Annotated in this window: 22 protein-coding genes and 4 pseudogenes; 10 read left to right on the forward strand and 16 right to left on the reverse strand. The window is 69.6% G+C overall.

Translation table 11 applies throughout. The features are described 5' to 3' along the window. The 3 genes from ABZ923_RS34600 to ABZ923_RS34610 form a co-directional block, all read left to right on the forward strand. Positions 1–189 (forward strand): hypothetical protein (locus tag ABZ923_RS34600; RefSeq protein ID WP_361480060.1); only part of this gene is annotated, 189 nt, incomplete at its 5' end. Between the two features lie 343 nt (positions 190–532). Continuing rightward, entirely contained in the window at positions 533–994 is a 462-nt protein-coding gene (locus tag ABZ923_RS34605; protein ID WP_361480063.1) for a DUF1707 domain-containing protein, read from the forward strand. 143 nt (positions 995–1,137) lie between these two features. Further along, positions 1,138–1,986, forward strand: coding sequence for a serine protease (locus ABZ923_RS34610; RefSeq protein ID WP_361480066.1), 849 nt, complete (start codon positions 1,138–1,140; stop codon positions 1,984–1,986). 7 nt (positions 1,987–1,993) lie between these two features. On the opposite strand, the gene ABZ923_RS34615 is transcribed toward ABZ923_RS34610, so the two are convergent. Further along, complete coding sequence (locus ABZ923_RS34615; RefSeq protein WP_361480069.1) at positions 1,994–3,604, reverse strand: D-aminoacylase; 1,611 nt, start codon at positions 3,602–3,604, stop codon at positions 1,994–1,996. A 9-nt stretch (positions 3,605–3,613) separates the two neighbouring features. Beyond that, the gene (locus tag ABZ923_RS34620) at positions 3,614–4,909 is read right to left on the reverse strand and encodes an amino acid deaminase (protein ID WP_361480071.1); all 1,296 of its coding nucleotides are present in this window, start codon (positions 4,907–4,909) and stop codon (positions 3,614–3,616) included. A gap of 199 nt (positions 4,910–5,108) precedes the next feature. Here ABZ923_RS34620 and ABZ923_RS34625 point away from each other — a divergent pair, with 199 nt between their 5' ends. From ABZ923_RS34625 to ABZ923_RS34645, 5 genes are all read left to right on the forward strand, one after another. Further along, complete coding sequence (locus tag ABZ923_RS34625; protein ID WP_361480116.1) at positions 5,109–6,113, forward strand: sugar kinase; 1,005 nt, start codon at positions 5,109–5,111, stop codon at positions 6,111–6,113. Next, positions 6,110–6,874: an IclR family transcriptional regulator gene (locus tag ABZ923_RS34630; RefSeq protein WP_361480074.1), complete on the forward strand. Its 765-nt coding sequence runs from the start codon at positions 6,110–6,112 to the stop codon at positions 6,872–6,874. Before ABZ923_RS34625 ends, ABZ923_RS34630 begins: the two co-directional genes overlap by 4 nt. Then, entirely contained in the window at positions 6,871–7,281 is a 411-nt protein-coding gene (locus tag ABZ923_RS34635) for a RidA family protein (protein ID WP_361480076.1), read from the forward strand. Before ABZ923_RS34630 ends, ABZ923_RS34635 begins: the two co-directional genes overlap by 4 nt. Before the next feature lie 116 nt (positions 7,282–7,397). Continuing rightward, positions 7,398–8,906 (forward strand): gluconate:H+ symporter, encoded by a 1,509-nt coding sequence (locus tag ABZ923_RS34640; protein ID WP_361480079.1) that lies wholly within the window; start codon positions 7,398–7,400, stop codon positions 8,904–8,906. 37 nt (positions 8,907–8,943) lie between these two features. Continuing rightward, positions 8,944–9,528, forward strand: coding sequence for a hypothetical protein (locus ABZ923_RS34645; protein WP_361480082.1), 585 nt, complete (start codon positions 8,944–8,946; stop codon positions 9,526–9,528). Between the two features lie 3 nt (positions 9,529–9,531). Here the strand turns inward: ABZ923_RS34645 and ABZ923_RS34650 are convergent, their stop codons facing one another. The 4 genes and pseudogenes from ABZ923_RS34650 to ABZ923_RS34665 all read right to left on the reverse strand — a co-directional run. Continuing rightward, on the reverse strand, positions 9,532–10,875 hold the full coding sequence (locus tag ABZ923_RS34650) for a M14 family metallopeptidase (RefSeq protein WP_361480084.1): 1,344 nt from the start codon (positions 10,873–10,875) through the stop codon (positions 9,532–9,534). A 205-nt stretch (positions 10,876–11,080) separates the two neighbouring features. Continuing rightward, positions 11,081–11,740, reverse strand: a complete 660-nt coding sequence (locus ABZ923_RS34655) for a hypothetical protein (protein WP_361480087.1) — start codon at positions 11,738–11,740, stop codon at positions 11,081–11,083. Next, positions 11,725–11,946, reverse strand: a complete 222-nt coding sequence (locus ABZ923_RS34660) for a DUF397 domain-containing protein (RefSeq protein ID WP_361480090.1) — start codon at positions 11,944–11,946, stop codon at positions 11,725–11,727. Before ABZ923_RS34660 ends, ABZ923_RS34655 begins: the two co-directional genes overlap by 16 nt. A 6-nt stretch (positions 11,947–11,952) precedes the next feature. Next, positions 11,953–12,201 (reverse strand): annotated as a pseudogene (locus tag ABZ923_RS34665) (Scr1 family TA system antitoxin-like transcriptional regulator); the annotation flags it as partial. Between the two features lie 5 nt (positions 12,202–12,206). Between ABZ923_RS34665 and ABZ923_RS34670 the strand changes: the two are divergent. After that, positions 12,207–12,395: pseudogene (locus tag ABZ923_RS34670) on the forward strand (hypothetical protein); the annotation flags it as partial. A 550-nt stretch (positions 12,396–12,945) separates the two neighbouring features. Here the strand turns inward: ABZ923_RS34670 and ABZ923_RS34675 are convergent. The 5 genes from ABZ923_RS34675 to ABZ923_RS34695 all read right to left on the reverse strand — a co-directional run bounded on the left by ABZ923_RS34675 (position 12,946) and on the right by ABZ923_RS34695 (position 14,988). Continuing rightward, a complete protein-coding gene (locus tag ABZ923_RS34675) occupies positions 12,946–13,176 on the reverse strand; it encodes a hypothetical protein (RefSeq protein ID WP_361480093.1) in 231 nt (76 codons plus the stop codon). Beyond that, complete coding sequence (locus tag ABZ923_RS34680; RefSeq protein WP_361480119.1) at positions 13,173–13,469, reverse strand: contact-dependent growth inhibition system immunity protein; 297 nt, start codon at positions 13,467–13,469, stop codon at positions 13,173–13,175. The genes ABZ923_RS34675 and ABZ923_RS34680 overlap by 4 nt, the downstream gene beginning before the upstream one ends. Before the next feature lie 192 nt (positions 13,470–13,661). Further along, the gene (locus ABZ923_RS34685; RefSeq protein WP_361480095.1) at positions 13,662–14,012 is read right to left on the reverse strand and encodes a hypothetical protein; all 351 of its coding nucleotides are present in this window, start codon (positions 14,010–14,012) and stop codon (positions 13,662–13,664) included. A 71-nt stretch (positions 14,013–14,083) separates the two neighbouring features. Next, positions 14,084–14,581, reverse strand: a complete 498-nt coding sequence (locus tag ABZ923_RS34690) for a hypothetical protein (RefSeq protein WP_361480098.1) — start codon at positions 14,579–14,581, stop codon at positions 14,084–14,086. 41 nt (positions 14,582–14,622) lie between these two features. Then, a complete protein-coding gene (locus ABZ923_RS34695) occupies positions 14,623–14,988 on the reverse strand; it encodes an RHS repeat-associated core domain-containing protein (RefSeq protein WP_361480101.1) in 366 nt (121 codons plus the stop codon). Between the two features lie 92 nt (positions 14,989–15,080). Here ABZ923_RS34695 and ABZ923_RS34700 point away from each other — a divergent pair. Then, a pseudogene (locus ABZ923_RS34700) lies at positions 15,081–15,358 on the forward strand (ATP-binding protein); the annotation flags it as partial. 40 nt (positions 15,359–15,398) lie between these two features. Here the strand turns inward: ABZ923_RS34700 and ABZ923_RS34705 are convergent. The 5 genes and pseudogenes from ABZ923_RS34705 to ABZ923_RS34725 all read right to left on the reverse strand — a co-directional run. Continuing rightward, entirely contained in the window at positions 15,399–16,655 is a 1,257-nt protein-coding gene (locus tag ABZ923_RS34705; RefSeq protein WP_361480104.1) for a DUF1266 domain-containing protein, read from the reverse strand. Positions 16,656–17,576: 921 nt separating this feature from the next. After that, a complete protein-coding gene (locus ABZ923_RS34710; protein WP_361480107.1) occupies positions 17,577–22,295 on the reverse strand; it encodes a putative T7SS-secreted protein in 4,719 nt (1,572 codons plus the stop codon). After that, on the reverse strand, positions 22,295–22,891 hold the full coding sequence (locus tag ABZ923_RS34715) for a hypothetical protein (RefSeq protein ID WP_361480110.1): 597 nt from the start codon (positions 22,889–22,891) through the stop codon (positions 22,295–22,297). The genes ABZ923_RS34710 and ABZ923_RS34715 overlap by 1 nt, the downstream gene beginning before the upstream one ends. Further along, the gene (locus ABZ923_RS34720) at positions 22,888–23,373 is read right to left on the reverse strand and encodes a hypothetical protein (protein WP_361480113.1); all 486 of its coding nucleotides are present in this window, start codon (positions 23,371–23,373) and stop codon (positions 22,888–22,890) included. The genes ABZ923_RS34715 and ABZ923_RS34720 overlap by 4 nt, the downstream gene beginning before the upstream one ends. A 135-nt stretch (positions 23,374–23,508) precedes the next feature. Continuing rightward, positions 23,509–23,723: pseudogene (locus ABZ923_RS34725) on the reverse strand (chitinase); the annotation flags it as partial.

Below are 23,723 nucleotides of genomic sequence, written 5' to 3' on the forward strand. Positions count from 1 at the left end.
GCAGCCCCTGCGGCCGGGACACGGCCGCGGCGCGACGACGGGGCCGCGCTGACGGTCCGGCCGGCCAACCTCCGCATGCGCCACCGGCCCCGCCGGGCCGACGCTCTCGGCACCGCCGGTCAGCCCGTCCGCGTCCGGCAGCCCCTGCGGCCGGGACACGGCCGCGGCGCGACGACGGGGCCGCGCTGACGGTCCGGCCGGCCAACCTCCGCATGCGCCACCGGCCCCGCCGAGCCGACGCCCTCCGCACCGCCGGTCAGCCCCCGCATGCGCCACCCCGCCGAGCCCACGCCCTCGGCCAGCGCTGCCCGAACGGACCGCACACCGGCGGCCCCGCCGAGCCCGCGCCCTCGGCACCGCCGGTCAACCCGTCCGTGTCCCGGCAGCCCCTGCGGCCGGGACACGGCCGCGCCGCGACGAAGGGTCGCGCTGACCGGCCGCAGCGGCCAACCGCCGTGTGTGCCACTGTGGTTGGCGGGGGTCGGCGTACGAGAGTGGCTGGCATGACCGAACAGGCCCGGGCCCCCGTGACGTGCTCGCCTCCGAGGAGGACCGGGAGCGGGTCGTCGAGCGTGTGCGGGGCGCCGTGGCCGACGGTCGGCTGCCGCTGGAGGAGTTGGACGGCCGGCTCACCCGGGTCCACGGCGCCCGGACGCCGGGCGAGTTACGGAGCGCGGCGCACGGGCTGCCCGAACTCGGGTCCGTGCCGCCCCGGTTCACCGCCTGGTCGATGTGGGGCGGCGGCCGGCTCGACCTGACCGAGGCTCGCTTCGCCGCCCGGGAGACGGTGATCCGGGCCGTGGTGCTGTGGGGCGGCACCGGGATCGTCGTGCCGGACGACATCGACGTCGAGGTCAGGGGCTTCGGTCTGTTCGGCGTCTTCGGCGGGCGCGGCGCGCGCCGGACGGGGCGGCCGGGTGCGCCGCGCGTCGTCGTGAAGGGGATCGCGCTGTTCGGTGCCGTCGTCGTCAAGTCGAAGCAGGAGAAGCGGTAGTAACCCCGCTCGGCACAGGGAAACCCCTATGACCCGACGAGACTCCTTGTCCCCACCCCTCCGCGCTGCCGACAATGCGCATGACAACCGAACGGGCGACCGGAAGCATTCCGGTCGCCCAAGTCGTAAGAGGGGACCCCCACATGAAGAAGCCTCTCGTCGCCGCGCTCTCCTCCCTGGCCCTGGCCGGACTGGGCGCGACCCCGGCGATAGCCGCCCCGCACACCACCGCCCCGCACACCACCAAGGCCGTCAAGGCGACCGTCGACTTCGCCGGCACCGTCTCGCTCAGCAACTGCTCCGGCTCCGTCATCCGCTTCCCCAACTCGGCCGACACCGACCCCGCGCTGGTGCTGACCAACGGCCACTGCCTGGAGACCGGCATGCCGGGCCCCGGCCAGGTCGTCACCGGCCAGTCCTCCACCCGCAGCTTCGGCCTGCTGAACTCCGCCGGCAGCAGGATCGGCACGCTGCGCGCCAACCAGGTCGTCTACTCGACCATGACGGACACGGACGTCACGATCTACCGCACTACCACCACGTACGCGGCGATCAAGAGCTCGTACGGCATCAGCCCGCTCACCGTGCAGGACACGCACCCGGTCGCCGGCACCGCCATCAAGGTGGTCTCCGGCTACTGGAAGCGCATCTACAGCTGCAACGTCGACGGCTTCGTGTACCGGCTGAAGGAGGGCGACTGGACCTTCAAGGACTCGGTCCGCTACACCTCCGCCTGCAACACCATCGGCGGCACCTCCGGCTCCCCGGTCATCGACACCGCCACGGGCAAGGTCGTCGCCGTCAACAACACCGGCAACGAGGACGGCGAGCGGTGCACGGTGAACAACCCGTGCGAGGTCGACGCGAACGGCAACGTCACCGTCCGCCAGGGCATCAACTACGCCCAGGAGATCTACAACATCCCGGCCTGCTTCACCACCGGCAACAAGCTCAACCTGAGCGCGTCCGGCTGCACCCTGCCCAAGCCGTAACCACCGTTCACAGCGGCGTACGGCGGACGGACCGGCCCGGCAGGGCGTCCGTCCGCCGCCCGTCCTCGATGACGAACCGGCCGTCGACCAGCACGTACGGGATGCCGGTCGGCAGCCGGCGCGGCTCGGCGAAGTCCGCGCCGGACGCGACCGTCCGCGGGTCGAACAGGACCAGGTCGGCCCGGTATCCCTCGCGCACCAGCCCGCGGTCCGGCAGCCGCAGCCGCGCCGCGGGCCGCGAGGTGAGGTGGGCGACGCACTCCTCCAGCGTCAGCACCCCCGTCTCCCGTACGTAGTGACCGAGATAGCGCGGGAAGGTGCCGTACGCCCGCGGGTGCGGCTTGCCGCCCTGGAGGATGCCGTCGGAACCACCGGTGTGCGCACGGTGCCGCATGATCGCGCGGACGTTCTCCTCGTGGCCGACGTGCTGGAGGACCGTCGTCCCCAGCCGGTCCGCGAGCAGCAGCCGGCGGGCCGTGGCCCAGGGCGTCTCGCCGTACGCGCCGGCCGCCTCCCGGACGGTACGGCCCACCAGTCCGGCCAGGCCCGGGTCGGTGACGCCGGAGATCTCGACCGTGTCCCACTCCACCGGCACGCCGTGGCAGCCGTCCGAACCGGTGACCTCCAGGTCGTGCCGGATCCGCTCGGCCGTCTCCGGGTCGGCGAGCCGGGCCAGGACCTCCTCCGGGCCGCCCTCGCTCGCCCAGCTCGGCAGCAGCGCGGCGAGGGTGGTGCAGCCGGGGGTGTAGGGATAGGTGTCCAGCGTGATGTCCGCGCCCGCGTCCAGGGCCCGGTCGAGCAGCGCGAGCAGCTCCGGCGCCCGTCCCTCGTTCACGCCGAAGTTCATCGTCGCGTGCGCCAGGTGCAGCGCGCAGCCCGCCTCCCCGGCCAGGGCGACCATCTCGGCGTAGGCCTCCAGCGCGCCGGCGCCGTAGGAGCGGTGGTGCGGGCAGTAGTAGCCGCCGTAGGACGCCACCACCCGGCACAGCTCGGTCAGTTCGGCGTCCCCGGCGTACATGCCGGGCGTGTACGTCAGCCCCGACGACAGCCCGACCGCGCCCTGCTCCAGCCCCTCGGCCACCAGCCGCCGCATCCGGCCCAGCTCCTCGGGGGTGGCCGCGCGGTCCTCCCAGCCGACGACGAGCGCCCGGACCGTGCCCTGCGGGATCAGGTAGGCCGCGTTCACCGCGATCCCGCGGTCGAGCCGGTCCAGGTATTCGCCGACGGTCCGCCAGTCGAAGTCGACGTCGTCGCCGTACCCGTTCCAGCCGGTGATCGCCCGGCGCACCCCCTCCAGCGTGCGGTCGTCCACCGGCGCGTACGACAGCCCGTCCTGCCCGAGAACCTCCAGCGTGACCCCCTGCGCGGCCTTCGCGCTGTGGTCGGGATCGCGCAGCAGCGCCAGGTCGGAGTGGGCGTGCATGTCGATGAAACCGGGGGACAGGACCAGGCCCTCGGCGTCGATCTCCCGTACGGCGCGCGGCCGTTGGCAGCCGGCCGCGGCGGCCTCCTGCACGATGGAGACGATCCGCCCGCCGTCGACCACCACATCGGCGCGGTACGACGGTTCGCCGCTGCCGTCGACGACGTCGGCGTCCCGGATGACCAGGTCCTCCACGCGGGCCTCCTAGAAGAACGTACGGATGTAGTCGACCACCGTGCCGTCCGCCTCGGCCACCGGGATCAGCTGCCACTTGTCGAAGGACGTGCACGGGTGGGAGAGGCCGAAGCCGATCCAGTCGCCGACCTCGACGTCCGCGCCCGGCCCGGTGCGCAGCCACAGGTGCTGGTCGGACAGGGCGGTCACCTCGATCCCGGTCGCCGGACGCTCGCCGCCGTCCCGGCGTACCACCTGCGCCACCGGGAGGTCGAGGTCGTAGGCCGCGTCCCGCTTGCCCGCGTTGACGAACGCCTCCGCCGGGGACGGCCGGGACACCACCTGCGCCCACAGCCGGAACGCCGGCTCCAGCGCGCCCTCCTCTGGCACCCGGTTGAACGGGGTCAGCCTGCTGTAGTGCACGTCGTCGTGCGAGACGTAGGCACCCGAGCGCAGCAGCTTCAGCACCGGCAGGGAGAGTTCGGGCAGGCCGGCGAAGACGTCCGCGACGGCGTCGAACCACTCGCTGCCGCCGGCGCTCACCACGATCTCGTCCGCCCCAGCGAAGCGCCCGGCCCGGTCGCACTCCACGGCGAGAGCCACCAGCCGCTCCAGCCACTCCCGCACCCGCTCCGGGGAGGCGTCCGGCACCTGCGCCTCGTACCCCGCCACACCGACCAGCCGCAGCGTCCCGGCGGCGGCCACCGCGTCGGCGACGGCCAGCGCCTCCGCCGCCGTACGCACCCCGGTCCGCGCGCCGTCGCCCGCGCCGATCTCCACCACCACGTCCACCGGGCGGGCGGCGCCGCCGAGGGCCGCGTCCATCAGCTCCACCCCGCGCACGGAGTCGACGTAGCAGACGAACCGGAACTCCGGGTCGGCGGCCAGCTCGCCCGCGATCCAGCGCAGGGCGGAGGCGTCCACCAGCTCGTTGGCGAGGAACACCCGCCGGACGCCGAACGCCCGGGCGACCCGCACCTGGTGGGGCACCGCGAGCGTGATCCCCCAGGCGCCGTGCTCCAGCTGGCGGTGGAAGAGCTGCGGGGCCATGGAGGTCTTGCCGTGCGGGGCGAAGGCCAGGCCGTGCCGGGAGGTGTACGTCTCCATCAGCGCGAGGTTGTGCTCCAGGCGCTCGGCGGACAGGGCGAGAACGGGGGTGGTGAAGCCGTCGCCGTCCCGGAAGAGGTTGCGCCGCTGGGCGGCCAGCTCGGCGACGGTGAGGCCGTCGGCGTCCGGCGGGAGGCCCTTGAAGCGGTGGTCGACGCGTTCCTCGGCGAGGCGGGCGAGGCGTTCCGCGGCCGGGCGGGCGAGCGGTTCGGTGCTCATGGAGCCCCTCTCTCGACCGTTGCACTTCTTGCAACGGTCATTGCATGCGTTGCTGACTGGTGTCTAGCATCTCGCCGAACACCGGGTCAATGAAGCGGTCACCCGGGTACCGACAGGAGCCATCATCAACGACGCTGCTTACGCCTCGGCCGTTGCGCACCCGTGGGACGTCGTGGACGTGGTGACGCTCGGCGAGTCCATGGTCACCTTCCTCCCCGGCCGGCCCGGCCGCCTCGCCGACGTCCCCTCGTTCGACCGGGCCATCGGCGGCGCCGAGTCCAACGTGGCCTGCGCTCTGGCCGCCTTCGGGCACACCGCCCGCTGGATCAGCCGGGTCGGCGCGGACGGCTTCGGCGACCACCTGGTGGAGCGGATCGCCGGGTACGGCGTCGACGTCGGCGCCGTACGCCGGGACCCCGCCCGGCCCACCGGCGTGTACTTCCGCACCGCCGGGGACCGGGGGACCGGCGCGCACGAGGTGGCGTACTACCGGGCGGGCTCGGCGGCGTCGGCGATGTCCGTGACCGACGTCGACCTCACGGCGGCCCGCGCGGCCCGCGTCCTCCACCTGACCGGCATCACGGCCGCCCTGTCGGCCGAGTGCCGCACCCTCCTCCACACCCTGACGGCCCCCGCCCCCGGACGCCCACTGGTGTCCTTCGACGTCAACTACCGGCCGGGCCTGTGGGCCGACGAAGAGGGCCCCCGACTGCTGCTGGACCTCGCCCGCCGCGCGGACATCGTGTTCGTCGGCGCCGACGAGGCCCGCGACGCATGGGGGCTGCACGGCGCGAGGGCCATCGTCCGGGCACTGCCCGAACCGGACGTCGTCGTCGTCAAACAAGGCAAGGCAGGAGCGACCGCCTTCCACAGGAACACCGACGGCCTGGAGGACGCCGACGGCACCGCGACACCGGTGCGCGCCCCCCAGTTGGACGTCGTCGCCCACGTCGGCGCAGGAGACGCCTTCGCCGCGGGGTTCCTGTCCGCGACCCTGCGCGACCTCCCCCTGAAGACACGGTTGCGCCACGGTCACCTCTTCGCCGCCGCCGCCCTCGTCACCCCGGCGGACCTCGCCCCGCCACCCGCCCGCGACCACGCCGACCGCCTCGCCGCCCTCGGCGACGACGCATGGGGGAGACTTCGACTCGGCCCCGGCTGGACGCAGGCCGAGCAGGCCCACGAGGAGGCGAACACCCCATGAGTCAGACCGTCGACCGCGCCCTGAGCATCCTGCCGCTGCTCGCCGAGGGCCCCGCCGACCTCGGCCAGGTCGCCGATCGCCTCGGCGTACACAAATCCACGGCCCTCCGCCTCCTGCGCACCCTGAACGAACACGGCCTGGTCTACCGCCAGTCCGACCAGCGCTACCGGCTCGGCGCCCGCCTCTTCGCCCTCGCCCAGGAGGCGATGGAGAACCTCGACATCCGCGAGATCGCCCACCCCCACCTGGTACGGCTCAACGAGCAGTGCGGGCACACCGTCCACCTCGCCGTCCACGAGGAGAACGAGGTCCTCTACATCGACAAGGTCGACAGCCGCTACCCGGTCCGCATGTACTCCCGGATCGGCAAACCCGTCGCGATCACCGTCGCCGCCGTGGCCAAACTGCTCCTCGCCGACCTCCCCGAACCCGAGCGCCGCGCCCTCGCCGAGCGACTCGACTACCCCCTCTACACGCCCCGTTCGACCCCCAACGCCGACGCCTTCCTGAAGGAACTGGCCACGGTGCGCGAACAGGGCTGGGCCACCGACCTCGGTGGCCACGAGGAGTCCATCAACTGCGTCGCCGCCCCCGTCCGCGGCGCCGACGGCCGCGTGGTCGCCGCCATGTCGGTGTCCGCGCCGAACGTGGTCGTCACCGCCGAGGAACTCCTCACCCTGCTCCCCCTGGTGCGCCGCACGGCGGACGCGATCAGCGGCGAGTACTCCGGAAGAACCCCAGTGAAGGACCCCACCGCATGACCGACAAGACCGCCCTCACCCCCAAGACCCACACCACCCCGCCCGCGAAGTTCTCGCACGGTGTGAAGAAGGGCAACATCCTCCAGGTCGCCGGCCAGGTCGGCTTCCTGCCGGCCGAGGAGGGCAGGCCCCCGACGCCCGCCGGCCCCTCCCTGCGCGAGCAGACCCTCCAGGCCCTCGCCAACGTCAAGGCGATCCTGGAGGAGGGCGGCGCCGGCTGGGACGACGTGATGATGATCCGCGTCTACCTCACCGACACGGCCCACTTCGCCGAGATGAACGAGATCTACAACGCCTACTTCGAGGAGCAGGGCCTCACCCAGCCGCCCGCCGCCCGCACGACGGTCTACGTCGGTCTGCCGGCCGGCCTCCTCATCGAGATCGACGCGCTCGCCGTACTGGGCTGACGTCCCCCCAGCACCCGCACTCCCCGCACGCCCCGTCCGGCGCGGCACCCTCCGGGGCGCCGTGCCGCGCTCCCCCCTGCCCGAAAGCAGCATGCATTTACGTAGAGGACCCCCGTATGTCCTTCCCCGCCCCGTCCTTCCCCACCTCCTCCTTCCCGCTCGCCGCCACCGCCCCCGCCCCGCCCCCGCACACCGGAGGCCTGCTCCTGCTCCTCGACGGCACCCCCGGCCTCCTCACGGTCGCCGCCCTCGGCATAGCCCTGCTCCTCTTCCTGATCATCAAGGCGCGGCTGCAGCCGTTCGTCGCCCTGCTCGCCGTCTCCGTGGCCGTAGGCCTGCTGGCCGGCCTCTCGGTCACCGAACTCTTCGGCACCGTGCAGCGCTCCGACGCCGTCTCCACCATCGAGTCCGGCATGGGCGGCATCCTCGGCCATGTCGCGATCATCATCGGCCTCGGCACCATGCTCGGCGCGATCCTGGAGGTCAGCGGCGGCGCCGAGGTCCTGGCCTCGCGCCTGCTCGCCCTGTTCGGCGAGCGCCGGGCCCCGCTCGCGATGGGCCTGACCGGCCTGGTCTTCGGCATCCCCGTCTTCTTCGACGTCGGCATCTTCGTCCTGGCCCCGATCGTCTACGCGGCCGCCAGACGCTCCGGCCGCTCGATCCTCCTGTACTGCCTCCCGCTCCTCGCCGGCCTCTCCATGACCCACGCCTTCCTGCCCCCGCACCCCGGCCCGGTCGCCGCCGCCGGACTGCTGCACGTCCAGCTCGGCTGGGTCATCCTCATGGGCGTCGTCTGCGGCCTGCCCGCCGTACTCGCCGCGTGGGCCTACGCCGCCTGGATCGGCCGGCGCATCTTCGTCGCCGTACCGCAGGACATGGCCGAGGCGGCCCAGGAGGCGCGGCGCGCGGTGCTGGAGGAGCAGCGCGCCCAGGGCGTGGCCCCGCAGGAGAAGCCGGTCCCGCTCGGCACGGTCCTCGCCATCATCGGTACGCCCCTGCTGCTGATCCTCGCCGCGACCTTCTCCTCGATCGCCCTGGACCCCTCTCCCGGCCGCTCGGTCCTGGAGTTCTTCGGCAGCCCCTTCGTCGCCCTGACCCTGGCCCTGCTCCTCGCCTACTACCTCCTCGGCATCCGGCGCGGCTGGTCGCGCGCCTCCCTGGAGACGGTGTCCACGTCGTCCCTCAAGCCGGTCGGCAACATCCTGCTCGTGGTCGGCGCGGGCGGGATCTTCGGCGCCGTACTCAAGGCCAGCGGGGTCGCCCAGGCGCTGTCGGACACCTTCCACGACGTGGGCCTGCCGGTGATCGTCCTGTCGTACCTGATCTCGCTCGTGCTGCGGGTCGCCCAGGGCTCGGCGACGGTGGCGATCGTGACCACGGCGGGCATCGTGGCCCCGCTGCTGACGGAGGGCCACCACTCCCAGGCCTTCGTCGCCCTGGTCATCATGGCCATCTCGGCGGGTTCCATTTTCGCCTCGCACGTCAACGACGGCGGTTTCTGGATGGTGGCCAAGTACTTCGGCATCAGCGAGCGGGACACGCTGCGGACCTGGACGGTCCTCGAATCGGTGCTGTCCCTGGCGGGGTTCGCGGTGGCGGCGGTGGTCAGCGTGTTCGTGAGCTGACTGGTTCCGGCACAGGGAAGTCGTCCATACTGCCGCCGTGGAGCAGCGCATAGGATCAGGGAGCAAGCCGTTGAAGGGCGAGCCGTTGAAGGCCGAGCCCGTGACGGGCGCCGGTTTCGACCCGGCCTTCATCCCCGGCATCACGGGGCCGACGCCTTCGGGGCCGGTCACGAAGGAGCCGGAGGACAAGGCGCCGGAGGACAAGGCGCCGGGGTCGGCGGCCGAGGAGCCGTCGGCCGAGGATCCGTCGTCCGAAGAGGCGACGGCCGAAGCGGTGACGGCCGAAGAACCGGCCCGGTCCCCGTCCCCCGAACCGGCGGACGACGAAGAGCCCGCCGGTGACGGCCCGGTCTTCGAGGCGTCCGACCGCCGGGCGAGGATAGTGGCCGACCGCAAGGGCGTCCGCCTCAGCCTGGACGAGGAGTCCTGCGAGTTCCGCTGGGACGAGATCGCCGCGGTGGAGACGGAGTCGCCCCGCTTCGGCAAGCGCTACACGATCACCGTGCACACGCCCGACCGCCGCTGGTACCCGATCGAGATCGAGGCGGCGGCCAGGGCGCGCTTCAAGGAGTGGGACGAGCAGCTCGACGCGGTGCTCGACGCCTACTTCGAGGAGGCGTAGCCGCTAACTGCAGTACTGGGCGGCCTTGCCGATCGACCGGTACATGCAGTCGGCGTTCTCCAGCAGCTGCAACACGGCGTCCTTGTTCCGGGAGGTCTCCCGCTCGATGACTTCGTCGGGCGGGTAGAACCCTCCGTCCCAACTGGACGTCGGGTACATCTCGAAGGTGTAGTCGAAGATCTTGTGCACGCCCCAGAGGTAGTCGTCGATGGACCCGTCGGTGATGTACAGGTCGCTCGCCTGCTCCGCCGTGTACCCGTTGCTGGCGGCCATCTTCTGCCCCACAGCCTTGAAGGCCGCGGCGTCGTCCGCGGTCATCCCGGTGGCGGTGTCGTTGTACGTCCACCCGAACGGCCACAGCACCAGCTCGCTGTAGGTGTGGAAGTCGATCCCGGCCTTGATCTGCTGCTTGCCCCCGACGACCCGGCTGCGCACGAAGTCGGAGACGACCTTCACCTCGGGCGCGGACTCGGCCGCGGACCCGCGGTAGGTCTCCGAGGACGTCGACCCCGACGACCCGCCGCAGCAGCCCCACTTGTAGTTCCAGTTCCGGTTGAGGTCCGTACCGACGTAGGAGGAACCGGAGTTGGGCTGCCGGTTCTTCCGCCACGACCGGTACGACCCGCTGGCGATGTCGTACTCGCCGCCGTCCGGGTTCAGATCGGGAACGATCCAGATCTCCCGGCTGTTGACGATGTTGGTGATCCGCGGGTCGGACCCGTACCCCGCGCCCAGTTCACGCAGCAGGTAGAGCGCCATCTCCACGGTCAGGTGCTCGCGCGCGTGCTGGTGAGCGGTGAACAGCACCTCGGGCTCGCCCTCGTCGGTGCCGACGTTGTCGCTGACCTTGATGGCGACGATGTCCCGGCCCTGGTACGACTTCCCGATCACCCGCTTGCTCATGATGCCCGGGTAGGCGGCCAGCCGCTGGTCGATCTCGGCGTTCATCTCGGCGTAGTTGTGGTACTTCGCGTCGGCGCTGGGGAAGTCGTAGAGCCGCGCTCCGCCCCGCTGCGGCACGTTCCCCAACGGCTGTACGTCGTACCCCATCCGCCGTAGCCGGCTGATCTGCCCGGCCCGCCCGGAGACGACGACGCTCTCCTCGTCGGCTTCGTCGACGGTGACACCGGTCGCCTGGATGGCCGTACGGGTGACGGCGTCGGTGCCCTGGTGGATCTCGTACTGCCGGACGTCATCGTCGGCGGACCCGACCCTGCGGACACTGTCGGCATGGGCATGGCCGAGACCGGCCGAGACCGGGGCGGCGAGGGCGAGGGCCAGCAGCGCGCCGAGAGCGGCGGAACGTCTGCTGCCGCGCGCGCCGGAGCCGCGGATGCGAAGTCGCATGAACTCTCCTTGTGGGGTGGAGGTGGGGTGTTCGCGTGCGACGTGCGGATGCGAACCTGAAGGGGCCTTCTTGGGGGGTCCCTGTGGGTCCGCTGTGCGGGTGGCGCTCATGGTGCGCCCTTGACATGATCAGGTCAACCATCCGTCAAGGCGCCCGACGGAAACCGGACGGAGCCGGTGGGGCGGATGGGGTCATCCGGTCGACCTACCTGCCGACGACGGCGGTGATGACATGACCAGGAGCCACCATGGCGACCGCGTCACCCGTCAGCCGGACCTCGGCGCTGTGCGGCGGATCCACAAAGTCCACCGGCCGCCCGTACCGGAGAATCCCCCCAAGGGTCACCAGCGGCGCGTCATCCCCCGTGCCCGCGTCCGGTCCCACCCCGAACCGCTGCCCCACGCGTACGACACCCCCCACGCACCGGACGACGCAGGTCATGGCCGTGGCGCCTCTGTCTGCCACCGAGTGGACCTGCAACCTCGCGTCGGCCCGGGTGACGAAGAGCCGTCCCTCGTGGTCCAGGACGATGACCCGTTCGCCCCCGTCGATGATCACCAGGTCGTCCTGGCCCGAGCAGCAGAGGTCGTCGAGCCGCGCGAGCACGGCTCGATACGCGACGCGCGCCGCCGTACGGCCGCCAGGCCAGGCCAGCCAGACATCCTGTCCCACATCCTGGACCTCCGCGAGCAGGACGCCTCTCAGCTCGTCCACGCCGAAGCCCGCGACATCGACGCGTTTCTCGGCCCGCCGGACCAACGCGGCGAGCCTGTCCGGCGATCCGCCCAACGCGTCGAGAAAGCCGCCGTACGTGCTCTCGTACGCCCCGATGGCGCCCAGTACACCCCTCAGTCGGGGAGGCACCCGACCGCTCCGGCGGAGGGCGCGGCAGCCTTCAGGGCGTCGAGGAAGGTGACGAAGGCGGGGGCGGGGAAGGTGAGGGTGGCGCGGGCGGGGGCTTTGGAGTCGCGGATGGATATGTGGGTGTCCATATCGGCGACTTCGACGCAGTCGTTGCCCTCACCTCCACCGGAGAAGGACGACTTCTTCCACGAGGTGTGGGTGGTCACCGGTCCTCACAGCTCCTTCGCCAACTTGTGGATGAGGTCGCGCGATCGCTCAGGGGACAGCGCCTGCCCCCTCACCCTACGGAACAGCCTGCGGAAGTGCTCCAGCTGTGCTTCCGAGACGATGAACGCCGTGCCGTGCGGGGCGTCGCGCACGACGGTGTCCAGCCGCGGCACCGCTCCACCCAGGTGCACCATGGCGCTTCCGGCTCCGGCGAAGTCGTCCAGGGCGAACGGGATGACCTGAACCGTGGCGTGCCCGGGGCCTGGAGCAAGGGCGCGTCCAGGACCGCCAGGAAATGACCCTCCGCATCCTGGAATGGCGCGGCATCCCGGTGCCCGACACCGTCCGGGAGCGGGTGCTGGCCTGCACGGACCTCGGCCAGCTGGAGGTCTGGGCCCAGCGCGCCGTCCACGCCACCGAGGCGACGGAGTTGTTCCCCGAGGAGTGAGCACGTGACCGTCGGGCCGCTCGCTTCTCGGCCAGTGTCGGGCTTCCACGGTCCGCGTCAAGGGCGCTACGCGTCGCCTTCGGCGATGGCCCTCCGGCCCACCCTTGACCCGGCCCGCTCCAGCCCGCTCAAGAAGCGAGCGAGCAGCCCGAAACAGCGGTGACCCAGCCCGGCACCGGGCCCTCAGGCATACCGAGCAGCACCGTGGGTGGGGGGCGCGGTCGCGCCTCGCATGGACGCCGGGAGGGCTAAGCGGCTTGCGGCCGGTGGAGGGCCGGGTGCGCGGTCGCGTCTCGCCAGCACGCCGGGTGGGCTTGGCGACCTCCGGCCAGTGGGTGGGCGCGGTCGCGCCTCGCGTGGACGCCGGGTGAGTTCGGCGGCTTGCGGGTGGGGGCGGGGGCACCCCAGCACTTCGCCAGCACGCCGAGCCGGCTTGGCGGCCAACGGCCGGTGGCGGCAGGGGTGATTGGCGGATTTGTTCCAGGGGGCGTAGGGAGAGGTGAAGGCTGGGGCCGTCCGGAGACCTCGCTGCGTGGCCCAGATCCGCCAATCACTGCCGCCCCGGAACGTTTTTCGTCGACCACGAGGCGGTTCGCCACCCTCGCTTGAACTCTTCAGGGCTGATCGAAGAAGCTGAGAACTCCGGCTGGCTAGCCACATCATCAATCGACCCCACGGGGACTTCACTCAGACCGATCTCGGCGGACTCGTGGAACTTGTCGTCCTTCAGTACCCGTCCGTCCCGATAGGCTTGGATCTTGCGTATTGGCCGAGGCGTCACAGTACGTCCGACAGAGCGGTCCGGAACTCGTCCACCTCCCGCTGAATGTACGGCGAGAGGTCGGTGAGCATGCGCACTGTCTCATTGAGGTGACGTGCCAGTTCATGCGCGTTCCGCCATACCGTTTCCGGCCGTGTCAGTACCGCCGAGAGCAAGTCGTCGTCATACCAGCCGGCTGCCGCTTCCTGTGGTGCTGTGTCCCGCAGGAAGTCCAAGGCGACGGGAAGGAGCCAACGCAGGCCGACATCCTGGGCGATCAACCGACGTAGATCCTCCACTGTGAGGTCTTTGATGGCTCGCCTCCCAACTCATGAACGCTGCGAATCAAGGTCGTGCTGTCGCCTGGAGGATCAGGCCATCGATCTCCCTCCAGTTCTTCGATCGAGCTGCTTCTGTCGACAGAAACCGAGAGCACGAGCTCCTCCGATGGTCGAAAATTTGCTGAACTTGTCCGGAGGTCGCGAAATGAGCGGACGTGCACCCGATCAGACGTACAGGAGCCGGTCCTGCACGGACAGTTTCGGAGACGCTTGGATCACTACCTCGCCCGCGCATTCACCCATGTGGAATTCAACGGAGATGTACGTTGCCGACGCAGTGGAGGAAACCGTAAGTCGCGTGGCGCCCTCACGGTAGAGGTCCAGTAATTCGTCGCCGTTGTCGCGCGTCCAGCGCACCCTGACCGATCTGGTCAATGTGTCATAGGAAAAGGCGAGCGAGTCTCCTTCGCTTCCTTGCCATGTGAGCAGGCGCGCGCCGCTCTCGTCCACGAGCGGCCATTCACCGACCTCGTTGAGAATCTCCTCGTCCTCGGGGACGATGAATTCTCTGTACACTCTTGCCTCCAGATCGGACAGTCGGCGTGGTTCGGCAGTTTAAGTCCTCGATACCATCACCCGTCAGGTCGTCATCCAGTGAGAAAGCTGTCGATATCATCTACGGAGACTTCGAGCAACGCCTCCTCCGTATAGTCCTCGATTCGGTCTACATATGGAGGATTGGCTGGGCGGCGCGTGCAAAAGGTGACGCTTGACGTGACGGTGTCATCCTCCAAGCCGCCCTCAGACATGGAGACGTACGCCAAAAGGGGGTAGTCGCTATCGCTGGGCGCGTAAGTCAAGGCAAGGCAGGCGTAAGCGATACAGCGCCTGAGTAGTCGGCTTCGCCTTTCCGGGTCGGCGGAGGGAAGATCGTAGTCCATCATGACGCGCCCGTTTACGGAAGCTTCGAGGTGAACGATGTCCTCGAAGTGGGATGCCGAGCCGCTGTATCCGTCTTGCAAGGCGGTAAGGAGGTACGCGCCATTGGCTGCCACTGTCCAGCCGCCTTCGGCGATCGCACGGTAGGCGGGGGGCACTTCGTCCCGCTGAACGTGTGGCAATTCGGTACCCATGAGGGCGGTCATTGCATTATTTTTTCTCATGAACTAGCCATCTCCTAGTACCCTCAAGCCTTTGCGAATGCCTGCGCTGAAGCTCGACAAAGCGGGCGAAGGATCCGGCTGCGGCGGCGGGACGCCGGCGGCCGGATCCCCGCTCGTGACCCGTCAGGATAGTCCGGCGCGAGTCCGAGCGAGTCGGAGCGCGCATGAGGGCTGAAGACGTACGTGACGGGGTTGGGGGCCGGGGCAAGGTCTAGGGGATCCAGGGTGAGGTAGGGGCCTGTTTCCGGGACATAGTGGCGGAAGTAGTTGTAGTGAAGGCCGGTTTCCGGTGCCCTGGCCAAGGGGGCAAAATGCTGACCGCAGCCAGGGCTCTCGGCGGCAAACGGTTGGTGGTGGTCGGGGTCGGCTGGTGCGGTGGCGATCTCCATAGCTGATGACCAATCAGCGGCCGATCCGAGTTCGGCCGGTTCCCGGTGAGGCGGGTGGCCGGATACCGCCCGAGTACTGGTGCGCAGGGGCTGTTGGTGCGACAGAGCCGGTGTCGAACGCGGTGCGGCACACCAAGGGGCCGGCGGCGTTACGGGTGCGGCGCTCCCCGCAGGGGGTGGTGTGGATCGGGGCGTGGGACACAGACCCCGCGTCACCGGAGCCGCCGGTGCCGTTGGGGCAGGTGCTGGAGTCGGAGGAGGGGCGGGGCTGGGCCTGGTGACGGCCTGTGCCCAGCACTGGGGCTGGCAGTCGTCGGCGCGGTTCGGGGACAGGGGGAAGTTTGTGTGGTGTGAGCTGGGGGTGGCGTAAGAGCGGGGCCTGTACGCCACCCGGGGGGAGCAGGTGGCCGTCACCGGAACGGGATGGTGAGCCAGGGGCTGCCGGGGTCGGACATCAGGATGCGATGGGCCTCGACCATGTTCTGGTACCAGTCGCCGAACTCCTCGTCGTCGAAGTGGAGGCAGCGGCCGAGGATGTAGCCGGCGGAGAAGTCCTGCCAGGACTTGTAGGACAGGGCGGCGGCCCGGCCGGCCTGGAGGACGGCCGACTCGGCCTCTTGGAGCGTGCCGAGGCGGGCGCCCAGTCCCCACCGGGCCATCTTGGAAGCGCGGCCGAGATCCCAGGCGTCGACGGAGGAGACGTACTGGTTGCCGTCGAGCACACCGTCGGCGCGCATCCGGGCCTCGTAGCGGGTGATGCGCCCGATGAGCCGCTGTACGCCCTCGATGTGCGCCTCCACCTCGGACTGGGGACGGGGTTCGGTCTTGGTGACACCGTCCTCGCCGACCACGACCGAACCCTCGGCCCTGGCGCGGATGACGTTGGCGGCGGCCTGGCGCCAGTAGCCCGCGTCGACGTGTCCGCCGAAGTCCCGGGCGATGGTGCGGCGCAGGCCGAGGGCGAAGTCCCAGACGGAGCTGTGCTGTTCGCAGGCAAGGAGGTCACGGAGGTAGTACTGCCACTGCTCGCGGGTGGTGATGCCCCACCATTCGCGCAGCCGTTTACGCTCGCCCGGATAGCCGGTGCCGTGCCAGGCCATGCCGTTCCAGAAGGAGCCGTTGTTCACACACAGGAGCGCGCCGCAGGCGAGACCGTGGGCCACCGGGCCGTGCAGGGGGCCACCGATGCGGAGGGTACGGAGCCGCATCGACGGGTCCTGCGGCGGCACCTGCTCTCCGTACCGGGCCCAGGTCGCCGAGTGTGGTGGCGCGGAGGGTAGGAACGCCTCACAGGGGCTTCCCGGATTGACGACGATCACCGGTGGGTCCGTCGGCTGCCACACCTTGGCGAACCATTCCAGGTAGTTCCAGCCGAACACCCGGTGGGGCTCCGGCGCGGGCAGCATACCCTCGGTGTACACGGCCCAGATCCGCCCGCCGGTGACGCGCGGGTCGTACCCGAAGACGGCGTACGTCGCGCTGGGTGTGGCATCCGCCTTGTCCTTCTGTATCTCGAAGAACAGCCTGCTCTGCGCGAGCGTCGCGAAGTACGCCGCCCAGTCCTCACGCGACTTCGCCTCGAACAGCGCCTGCTCGACCTCTGACGGAGGGGTCCAGGCGGAGGGCGGGGGAGGAGGAAAACCCCCAGGCGGCGGACCGAACGACATTAGACTCCCTACCTTGTGGGGCTGTGGTTCTGGGGTGACGACGATCAGTGGCACGCCATTCAAGAGAATTCGTGAACGACCACCCAGTAATCTTCTTCCTCGACCGAGGCAGCACATAGACGGCGGCCGCCGGTCGAAACGGCCAAGCACTCGGCTGTACCCGTAACGGCGGCAATGCGTGACGGTAGTTCTCTGCCGAGCGAGTCTTTTACTCTCACCCAGCCAATCTTGCTCGCGCCGGACACCGGCGGAAGGATGAGGAACTCGCGGTCGCCGTCCTAGAGCGACACCGCCGCCGCGAAGTGATGCCATGTGAAAGCCGGCTGAGAGGCGTGCCCTTCTGGAGGCTCACACTTCAGGCCGAGCGGATCTACCCATCTGCGAGGATTGGGAACGTATGCGGCCGGGTTCGGAGCTGGGGTAAGGCCGAGAGGGGCGGAAGTGATGTAGCGGGCGTCCTCAGGATCGCTTCCGTGGTGCCGTCGGGGGCCGTGCGGCGGTTCAGGTGGCCCTCGGTCGACTACTCAAGGCGTGTTGTCACGCCGGTCGGGCCCGTGAAGCCGGTCTATGGGCGGTTCCGGAACGGCGGGTACCAGTCCCTTGGCAAGCCTTGGATTGTCTCGATCTCGGCCAGTTCATCATTTACGATCCTGAATGATGTATACGTTGCTGGATAATTCTCTGCAGACATCGCGTGTGCTCTGCTGTGGCAACGCAATTCTGCATTGTGCAGTCCCAGGAAGGTGATAGTTGAAGTGAACCCGATGGAGTCGTTCTCGAATACCTCGACAGTTTCGTTGGCGCGGTCATCTCTTACGCCTATGGTCCAGATTGTTTGCCAAGTGCCGTCGTCCAGCTGTCGAACTTCTCCCCACTCCGTTTTGCGTAGGGCTGATGCAGGGTATGGCTCTTCGTCAGGTGTCATCGAGGAGTGATCGGGCCTATCCATTGCGCCTCTCCGTTGATCGTCTCAAATGCCTCCGGGTGAAAAATTGTTTCGTCCGGTACTCCCTCACCGACCTCGCGAATTGTGACGTGGCCATGACTTACAAGTCTTTGGTATGTCTCATCTGATAGGCGCATGATAATCACGCTCGATGGGGATTGTCGATCCACTCGCAATCCCCATTCGTACGCCGATTGAAACCCGGGCGAATGCATGTCGGACACTTCGTGTGTGAAAAAGTGCCCGGGTCTGCTCATTGACCCTCCATGCGTGGCGGTCCGTCCGGCCTCCGCGCTCAGGCCGTTGTCGACGATGTTCTTCGCGAACCTCTCAGAGGTCCCATGTGCGAAATCTCGATATGGTCCGAGGCCAAGTGGGTCGCTCCAGGTGTGCGGACTGATGACATAGGCAAGCGGGTTGGGAGCTGGGTTGAGGCCTAGCGGATCAGGAGACGTGTAGCGGGCGGCTTCGGGGTCGTAGTGGCGGAAGTAGTTGTAGTGCAGGCCTGTTTCGGGGTCGTAGTACTGGCCTGGGAAGCGTAGGGGGGTGTAGGCCGTACTGTTCGCTGCCCATGCTGTTGTTCCCCACAAGGTGCTACGGGTGTGCCAGGCGATTTCGCCCTGCTCGTCCACCAGCTCGTTTGGGGTGCCGACCAGGTCGGTGATGATGGCGAAGAAGCGGGAGTCGATTTCCTGCTGGGGGGCGTCGGCCCGGGTGATGCGTTCCGTCTGGGCCAGGGGGCGCAGGCCCTGGTGGTCCCAGGTGAGGGTGACCGGGTGGGGGAGGGCTGGAGACGTTGTCGTCTGCTCGCAGAGTGTGGTGCCGTCCCAGGTGAAGGTCACCCGTTCCAGGACCGTCTCGCCGTCCTCCGCCAGGCGCAGTTTCGCCGTGCGGCGGCCCAGGGGATCGTACGCGTAGTGCCAGCGGGTGCCGTCGGGGGTCGTCACCGCGGTGAGGCGGTCCTCGTCGTCCCATTCGTAGCGCCAGGTGTCCGGTTTGCGGGACAGGCGGGTCTTCTGGCGGAGGGTGATGCGGCCCAGGGCGTCGTGTTCGTAGCGGACGTTGCCGGCTCGAGTGATGCGGGTGCCCGCGTATGCGCGCGGGCCCCTTGCCTCTGCGCCCGGGTGGTTCGAGGGCCAGGACGCCTCGGTCTGGTTGCCTGCCTCGTCGTAGGCGTACCGCTCTGTCCAGCCGGCGGCGTGGACCCCTGTGACCCGGCCGGTCGCGTCGAGGTCGAAGCGGCGGGTGCCGGTCAGGTGGTCGTCGATGCCGATCAGGTTGCCGTCGGCCCGGTAGGTGTAGCTCCGGTGCTGGATGCGGTGGCCTCGCGCGCCGGTCACCGACTGGGTCGTCAGGCGGCCCGATACGTCGAAGGTGTGCTCCAGCCTGACCGTCCCGGCGAGGTGGCGGGTCAGCTCACGGCCTGCCTCGTCGTAGGTGAAGTCGATCGTTCGGCCGGAGGCGACCATGCCCGTTCGGCGGCCCGCCGCGTCGTACGACCATGTCGTCCTGGCCCCGGTCGGAGTGGTGCGGCCCGTTCGGCGGCCCAGGGCGTCGTAGGTGTACGTCACCGTGCGGCCGTCGACCGTTTCCGAGTGCAGGCGGCCGTAGCGGTCTCGCAGCAGGGTCAGTGTTGTGCCATCGGGGCCCACGGCCTGTGCCAGTTGGTCGGTCAGGTCGTAGGCGTAGGTCGTGTTCCTGCCGTTCGTGCTCTTGCGGAGCACCTGGCCGAGTTCGTTGCGCGCGAAGGACGTCACCTTGCCGAGCGCGTTGCGCCGCGAGGCCAGGCGGCCCGCCGCGTCGTACGCGTACTCCAGAGCGCGGTCGTCGAAGTCCGTCTCACGTACCAGGCGGCCGGCCGCGTCGTACTCGTACGTCCAGGTCAGGCCGTGCGGGTTCGTGACCGCCGTCAGGCGTAGTTCGGTGTCGTGCGCGAATGTGTAGCGGACCCCGTCCGGGGTCGTGCGGGCCGTCAGCAGGTCGAAATGGGTGTACTCGAAGCGGCTGACCCCGCCCAGGGGGTTCGTGTGGCTCGTGCAGTTGCCCTCGCCGTCGTACGTCCACGTCTCCGTGGTGCCGTCGGGGGCCGTGCGGCGGGTCAGCCGGCCTTCGAGGGACCATTCCAGGTGGGTCGTGGCGCCCGTCGGATCCGTGATCGCGGTAGGCAGGCCGAGGGCGTTGCGTTCGTAGCGTGTGGTCGCGCCCAGCGGATCCGTCACCTCCACCGGGAGGCCCGCGCGGTCGCAGACGACCGTCGTGGTAGCGCCCAGCGGGTCCGTCATCGACGTGAGGTGGCCGGCCTCCGTGTACGTGAAGCGGGTCGTCTGGCCGGCCGGGTCCGTAACCGAGGTGCGGTTGCCCCGGCCGTCGTACGTCTGGCGGATCACCGTGCCGTCCGGGTTCACCACCTTCACCGGCAAGCCCAGGTCGTTGTACTCCGCCCGCGCCTCGCGGCCGTCCGGGCGGACCACTCGTGTGAGATTTCCCGACTCGTCGTACTCGAACGTGGTCGTGTGGCCCAGGGGGTCCGTCGTGGACAGCAGGCGGTTGTAACGGTCGCGGACGTAGCGTGTCGTCGCGCCCAGCGGGTCGGTCTCCGCCACCACCTGCCACGCGTCGTTCACCAGGTAGCGGCGGGTGTGGCCCTCACCGGTCGTTGCCGTCGTGGTGCGCAGGCCCGTCGTCGGGTCCGGGTCCTCGTACGTCAGGTGGAGGGCCATGTGGCCTTCTGCGCCGCCCTCGGTGATGCAGCGGTCCTGGTCGTCGTACTCGTAGGTGTAGCTGCGGTCGTTCGTGTCCGTCCAAGACGTGATCCGGCCCCGCTCGTCGTACGTGAAGCGCAGCGGCAGGCCGGAGGAGTTGATGACCTCCGTGAGGTTGCCGTCCGTGTAGCCGAAGCGCTTCAGCTCCTCGCCGGTGGCGGCCAGGTGGTATGCCGTGACGCGGCCCGGCTCCGTCGTGATGCGGACGCCCTGGCCGGCACTCGTATGGACGCTCAGGGGAGTGCCTTCGGTGTCGTATTCGAAGGTGATCCAGTTGCCGTTGCGGTCGTCGATCTGTTCCAGGACCGCGAGGTCGGGGCCTCGGTCGGCGAAGTGCCAGGTGCGGCGGCTTTGGGGGTCGGTGATCGTGTAGCCGCCGTCGACCCGGTCCAGGGGGAGGCGGGGGCCGTGGCTGGGCAGGGTGGGTACGCCGGGGGCGGGGTGGGGGTAGGACAGGAGGAGGCCGTCCTCCGTGACGTAGACGACTCCCTCCGCGTCGATCTCCAGGCGCTGGTCCAGGGTGGATGACCAGGACGGGCCGAACCAGCGGCCCAGGTGGTAGCCCGACTCGACACGACGGGCGAGGACCAGGGGGAGTGCGCCGGGGAGGGTGACGTCCGTCTGTGGCAGGTACATCTTGCCGGTGGCGAGGTCGATCGGGTCGGTGCCCTTGCTTTCCACCGATTCGCCGGTACGGGAAGGCTGCGCGGGATCCTCGTTCACCCGGTTCCTGGCCGACTTCCCGGCCGCGCCCTCCGCTCCCGCCCGAGCTTCCCGACCGGCAGCCGCTTCCGCCGCACGCCGGGTGAGCCCCGTCTCCGCAGCCTTCCGCGCCAGTCCCGCTTCCACGCCGAGGCCGTCGGTGCCCAGGAACTGGGGGACCATGCGGCCGCCGAACTCGGACGGGTCCTTGCGGAACTCGTCCCACATGGTCTTGGCGGTGCGTTCGGGGTGGGCGGCGGTCGAGGTCAGGCCGGAGAGCGTCATGCTGACGTTCTGCATGTAGGCGGCCGGGTGGGTGAGGTTGTAGGGGTCCATCGGGTCCAGGCCGCGGACGAAGGTGACCAGGCCGGCCGTGCCCTTGGCGACGCCGCCGGCGAAGTGGGTGATCTCGATGCCGGTGGAGAGCGCGCCGTCCTTCAGGTCGCCCTTGAGGCGGTCCAGGGGCGGGGGCTCGGCCGGGGCGTGCGCGAGCGCCGCCTTCACCTTGCCCTGCGCCTCGGAGGCGGCGGTGTTGCGCTGTTTGCGGGCCTCGGCGAGTTTGTGCTGGGCGGCCTGGACGGTGGCCTTGCCCGGGTCGTGGAACTTCCCCGGATCCGGGCCGGGGTCCTCACCCGCCTGCACCTTCGCCTTGTACGTCTCGACCTTGTCCGTGTACGTGGCGAACGCCGCCTTGGACGCCTTCTCGCCCTTCTTGTAGAGCTCTACGGCCTCCTTCGCCTGGCCCTGCGCCCACTTCACGGTGTCGGCGTACGACTCCAGCGCCTCCGCCGCGCTCTTGCAGGCCTCGGCCGCCTGCGCCCACTTGGCGGGGTGCACGCCGAACTTCTCCCGGAAGGCGTCACCACCCTCGCCCTTCCAGCCGGAGGAGTCGACCTTCTTCAGCCCCGCGCTGACCTTGTCGAACGCGCCGTGGAAGTCCCGCAGGTGCTTGGCGCTCTCCCGGATCTTCCCCGGGTCACCGTGGACGAGCTCGTTCGCTTCCTCGGTCTGGCCGAGCTGCTGCTCGCCGGGTGTCGCGCCGAGGTCGGAGGCGACGCCGTCGCCCCAGTCCTCCACCACGTCGGCCCACTTGTGCAGGCCGACATCGTCCAGTTTGTCGCCGACCTTGTCCGTGGCCCAGTCGACGCCCTCGCCGAGCTTCTTCTTGCCCTTGTCGTACAGGTCCTCGGCACCGCCCAGGACCGCATTGGTCACATCCCCGATTCCCATCAGCGCTCAACCCCCCGCCGCTGACCGTCCCCGTCCCCGTCCCCGAGCGCCTCGCGCAGATCACCCACGCCCATACCCGGCACCGGCCCGATGGTGTGCGAGGTCATCACGTCGTCCGCGGCCGTCTTCCAGCCCTGCTTGCTGTTGGCCCAGGCCTCGTCGAAGGACTCCTTGCTGTAGTCCACATCCCCGCCGTACGCACCGGACTTGGCGATGTCGCCGTAGCCCATCTTCTCCACGTCCTCCTCGGAGGCGTACGGGTTGCCGATCGCCGCGTTCTCGACCACCTTGACCGTGCCCTCGACGTACTTGTCGGTCTCGTAGTACGTCCCCGCCGCCAGCCCCGTCTTCTCCGCGAACCCGTTGCCCTCGGCGATCAGCGACCGGACCCCCCACTCCCAGCGCTCGCAGAACGACGTGAACTCACCCGTCAGGCCCTCATGACCCAACTCCAGACCCGACAACGCGATCTCACCAAAACCCCGCCCCGCCCCGGACGAGCCGAAACCACCCAGCTCCTTCAACTCACCCAGCGCATCGGTCAACCCCTTGGCGATCAGAGCCAGCCCCTGCGTCGCCAGATCCTTACCGGTCACCGCTCATCCCCCGTCCCGCTCTCCACATCCACCGCCACCGCATCCGGCACGATCCCCCGCACCGGAGGGAAGACCATCCCGTCCTCACCGTCCGCACAGTCCAGCGCCACCCCGCACGGCACCCCCACCGCCGGCACCACCGCATCCAGCAGCCGCGCACCCAGCCACCGCTGATACGTCCACTCCCGCGCACCCTCACCCCGCGCCAGCGCGAAACGGGCCAGGGCGTGCTCGTCGGAGAACGCGTAAATCCAGCGGACACCGCCGAAATCACCCGTCAGCGGGACGTCGTCCTCGTCCACCGGCACCAGCACCGCCGTACGCCGGAACTCGCCCAGCAGGACGGCGAACTCCCGGCGTCTGTGGTCGGGATCGCCCGTGGGCTCCGGTTGATGCTCCGGCATCGCGACGTCCACGTAGTCGTACAGCCGTGACCTGCGGACATTCCCCGTCGAGTAGGCGTCGCCCCCGTGTTCAGCCATGTCCGGGATCATCACACCGACCTGTTGCCAAGGGCAAAAGGGATATCGGCGCACCGCTCAAGTTCGGCCGCCGCACACACCGCAGCGCCCGGACCGAGACGGTCCGGGCGCTGGACGGCAGGAGTTCAGGTCAGGTCACGGCAGCGCGTGCACGTGTGCCCCCACCGGGTTCGACCAGGCGTTGCCCGAGGCCGTGTCCCAGTTGGTGGACCAGGTCCTCGCGCCGCGGAGGGCCGGGTAGGTCTTGGAGGGCTTGAAGGCGCCGCAGTTCGTGCCGGCCGTCAGGTCCAGTCGGCGAAACCCGACCGGAAGCCCGCGTTCTTCCACCGGGCTCCCTGTGTCGTCCGCAC

This window comes from Streptomyces sp. NPDC046881, from assembly GCF_040645015.1.
Classification (GTDB): domain Bacteria; phylum Actinomycetota; class Actinomycetes; order Streptomycetales; family Streptomycetaceae; genus Streptomyces.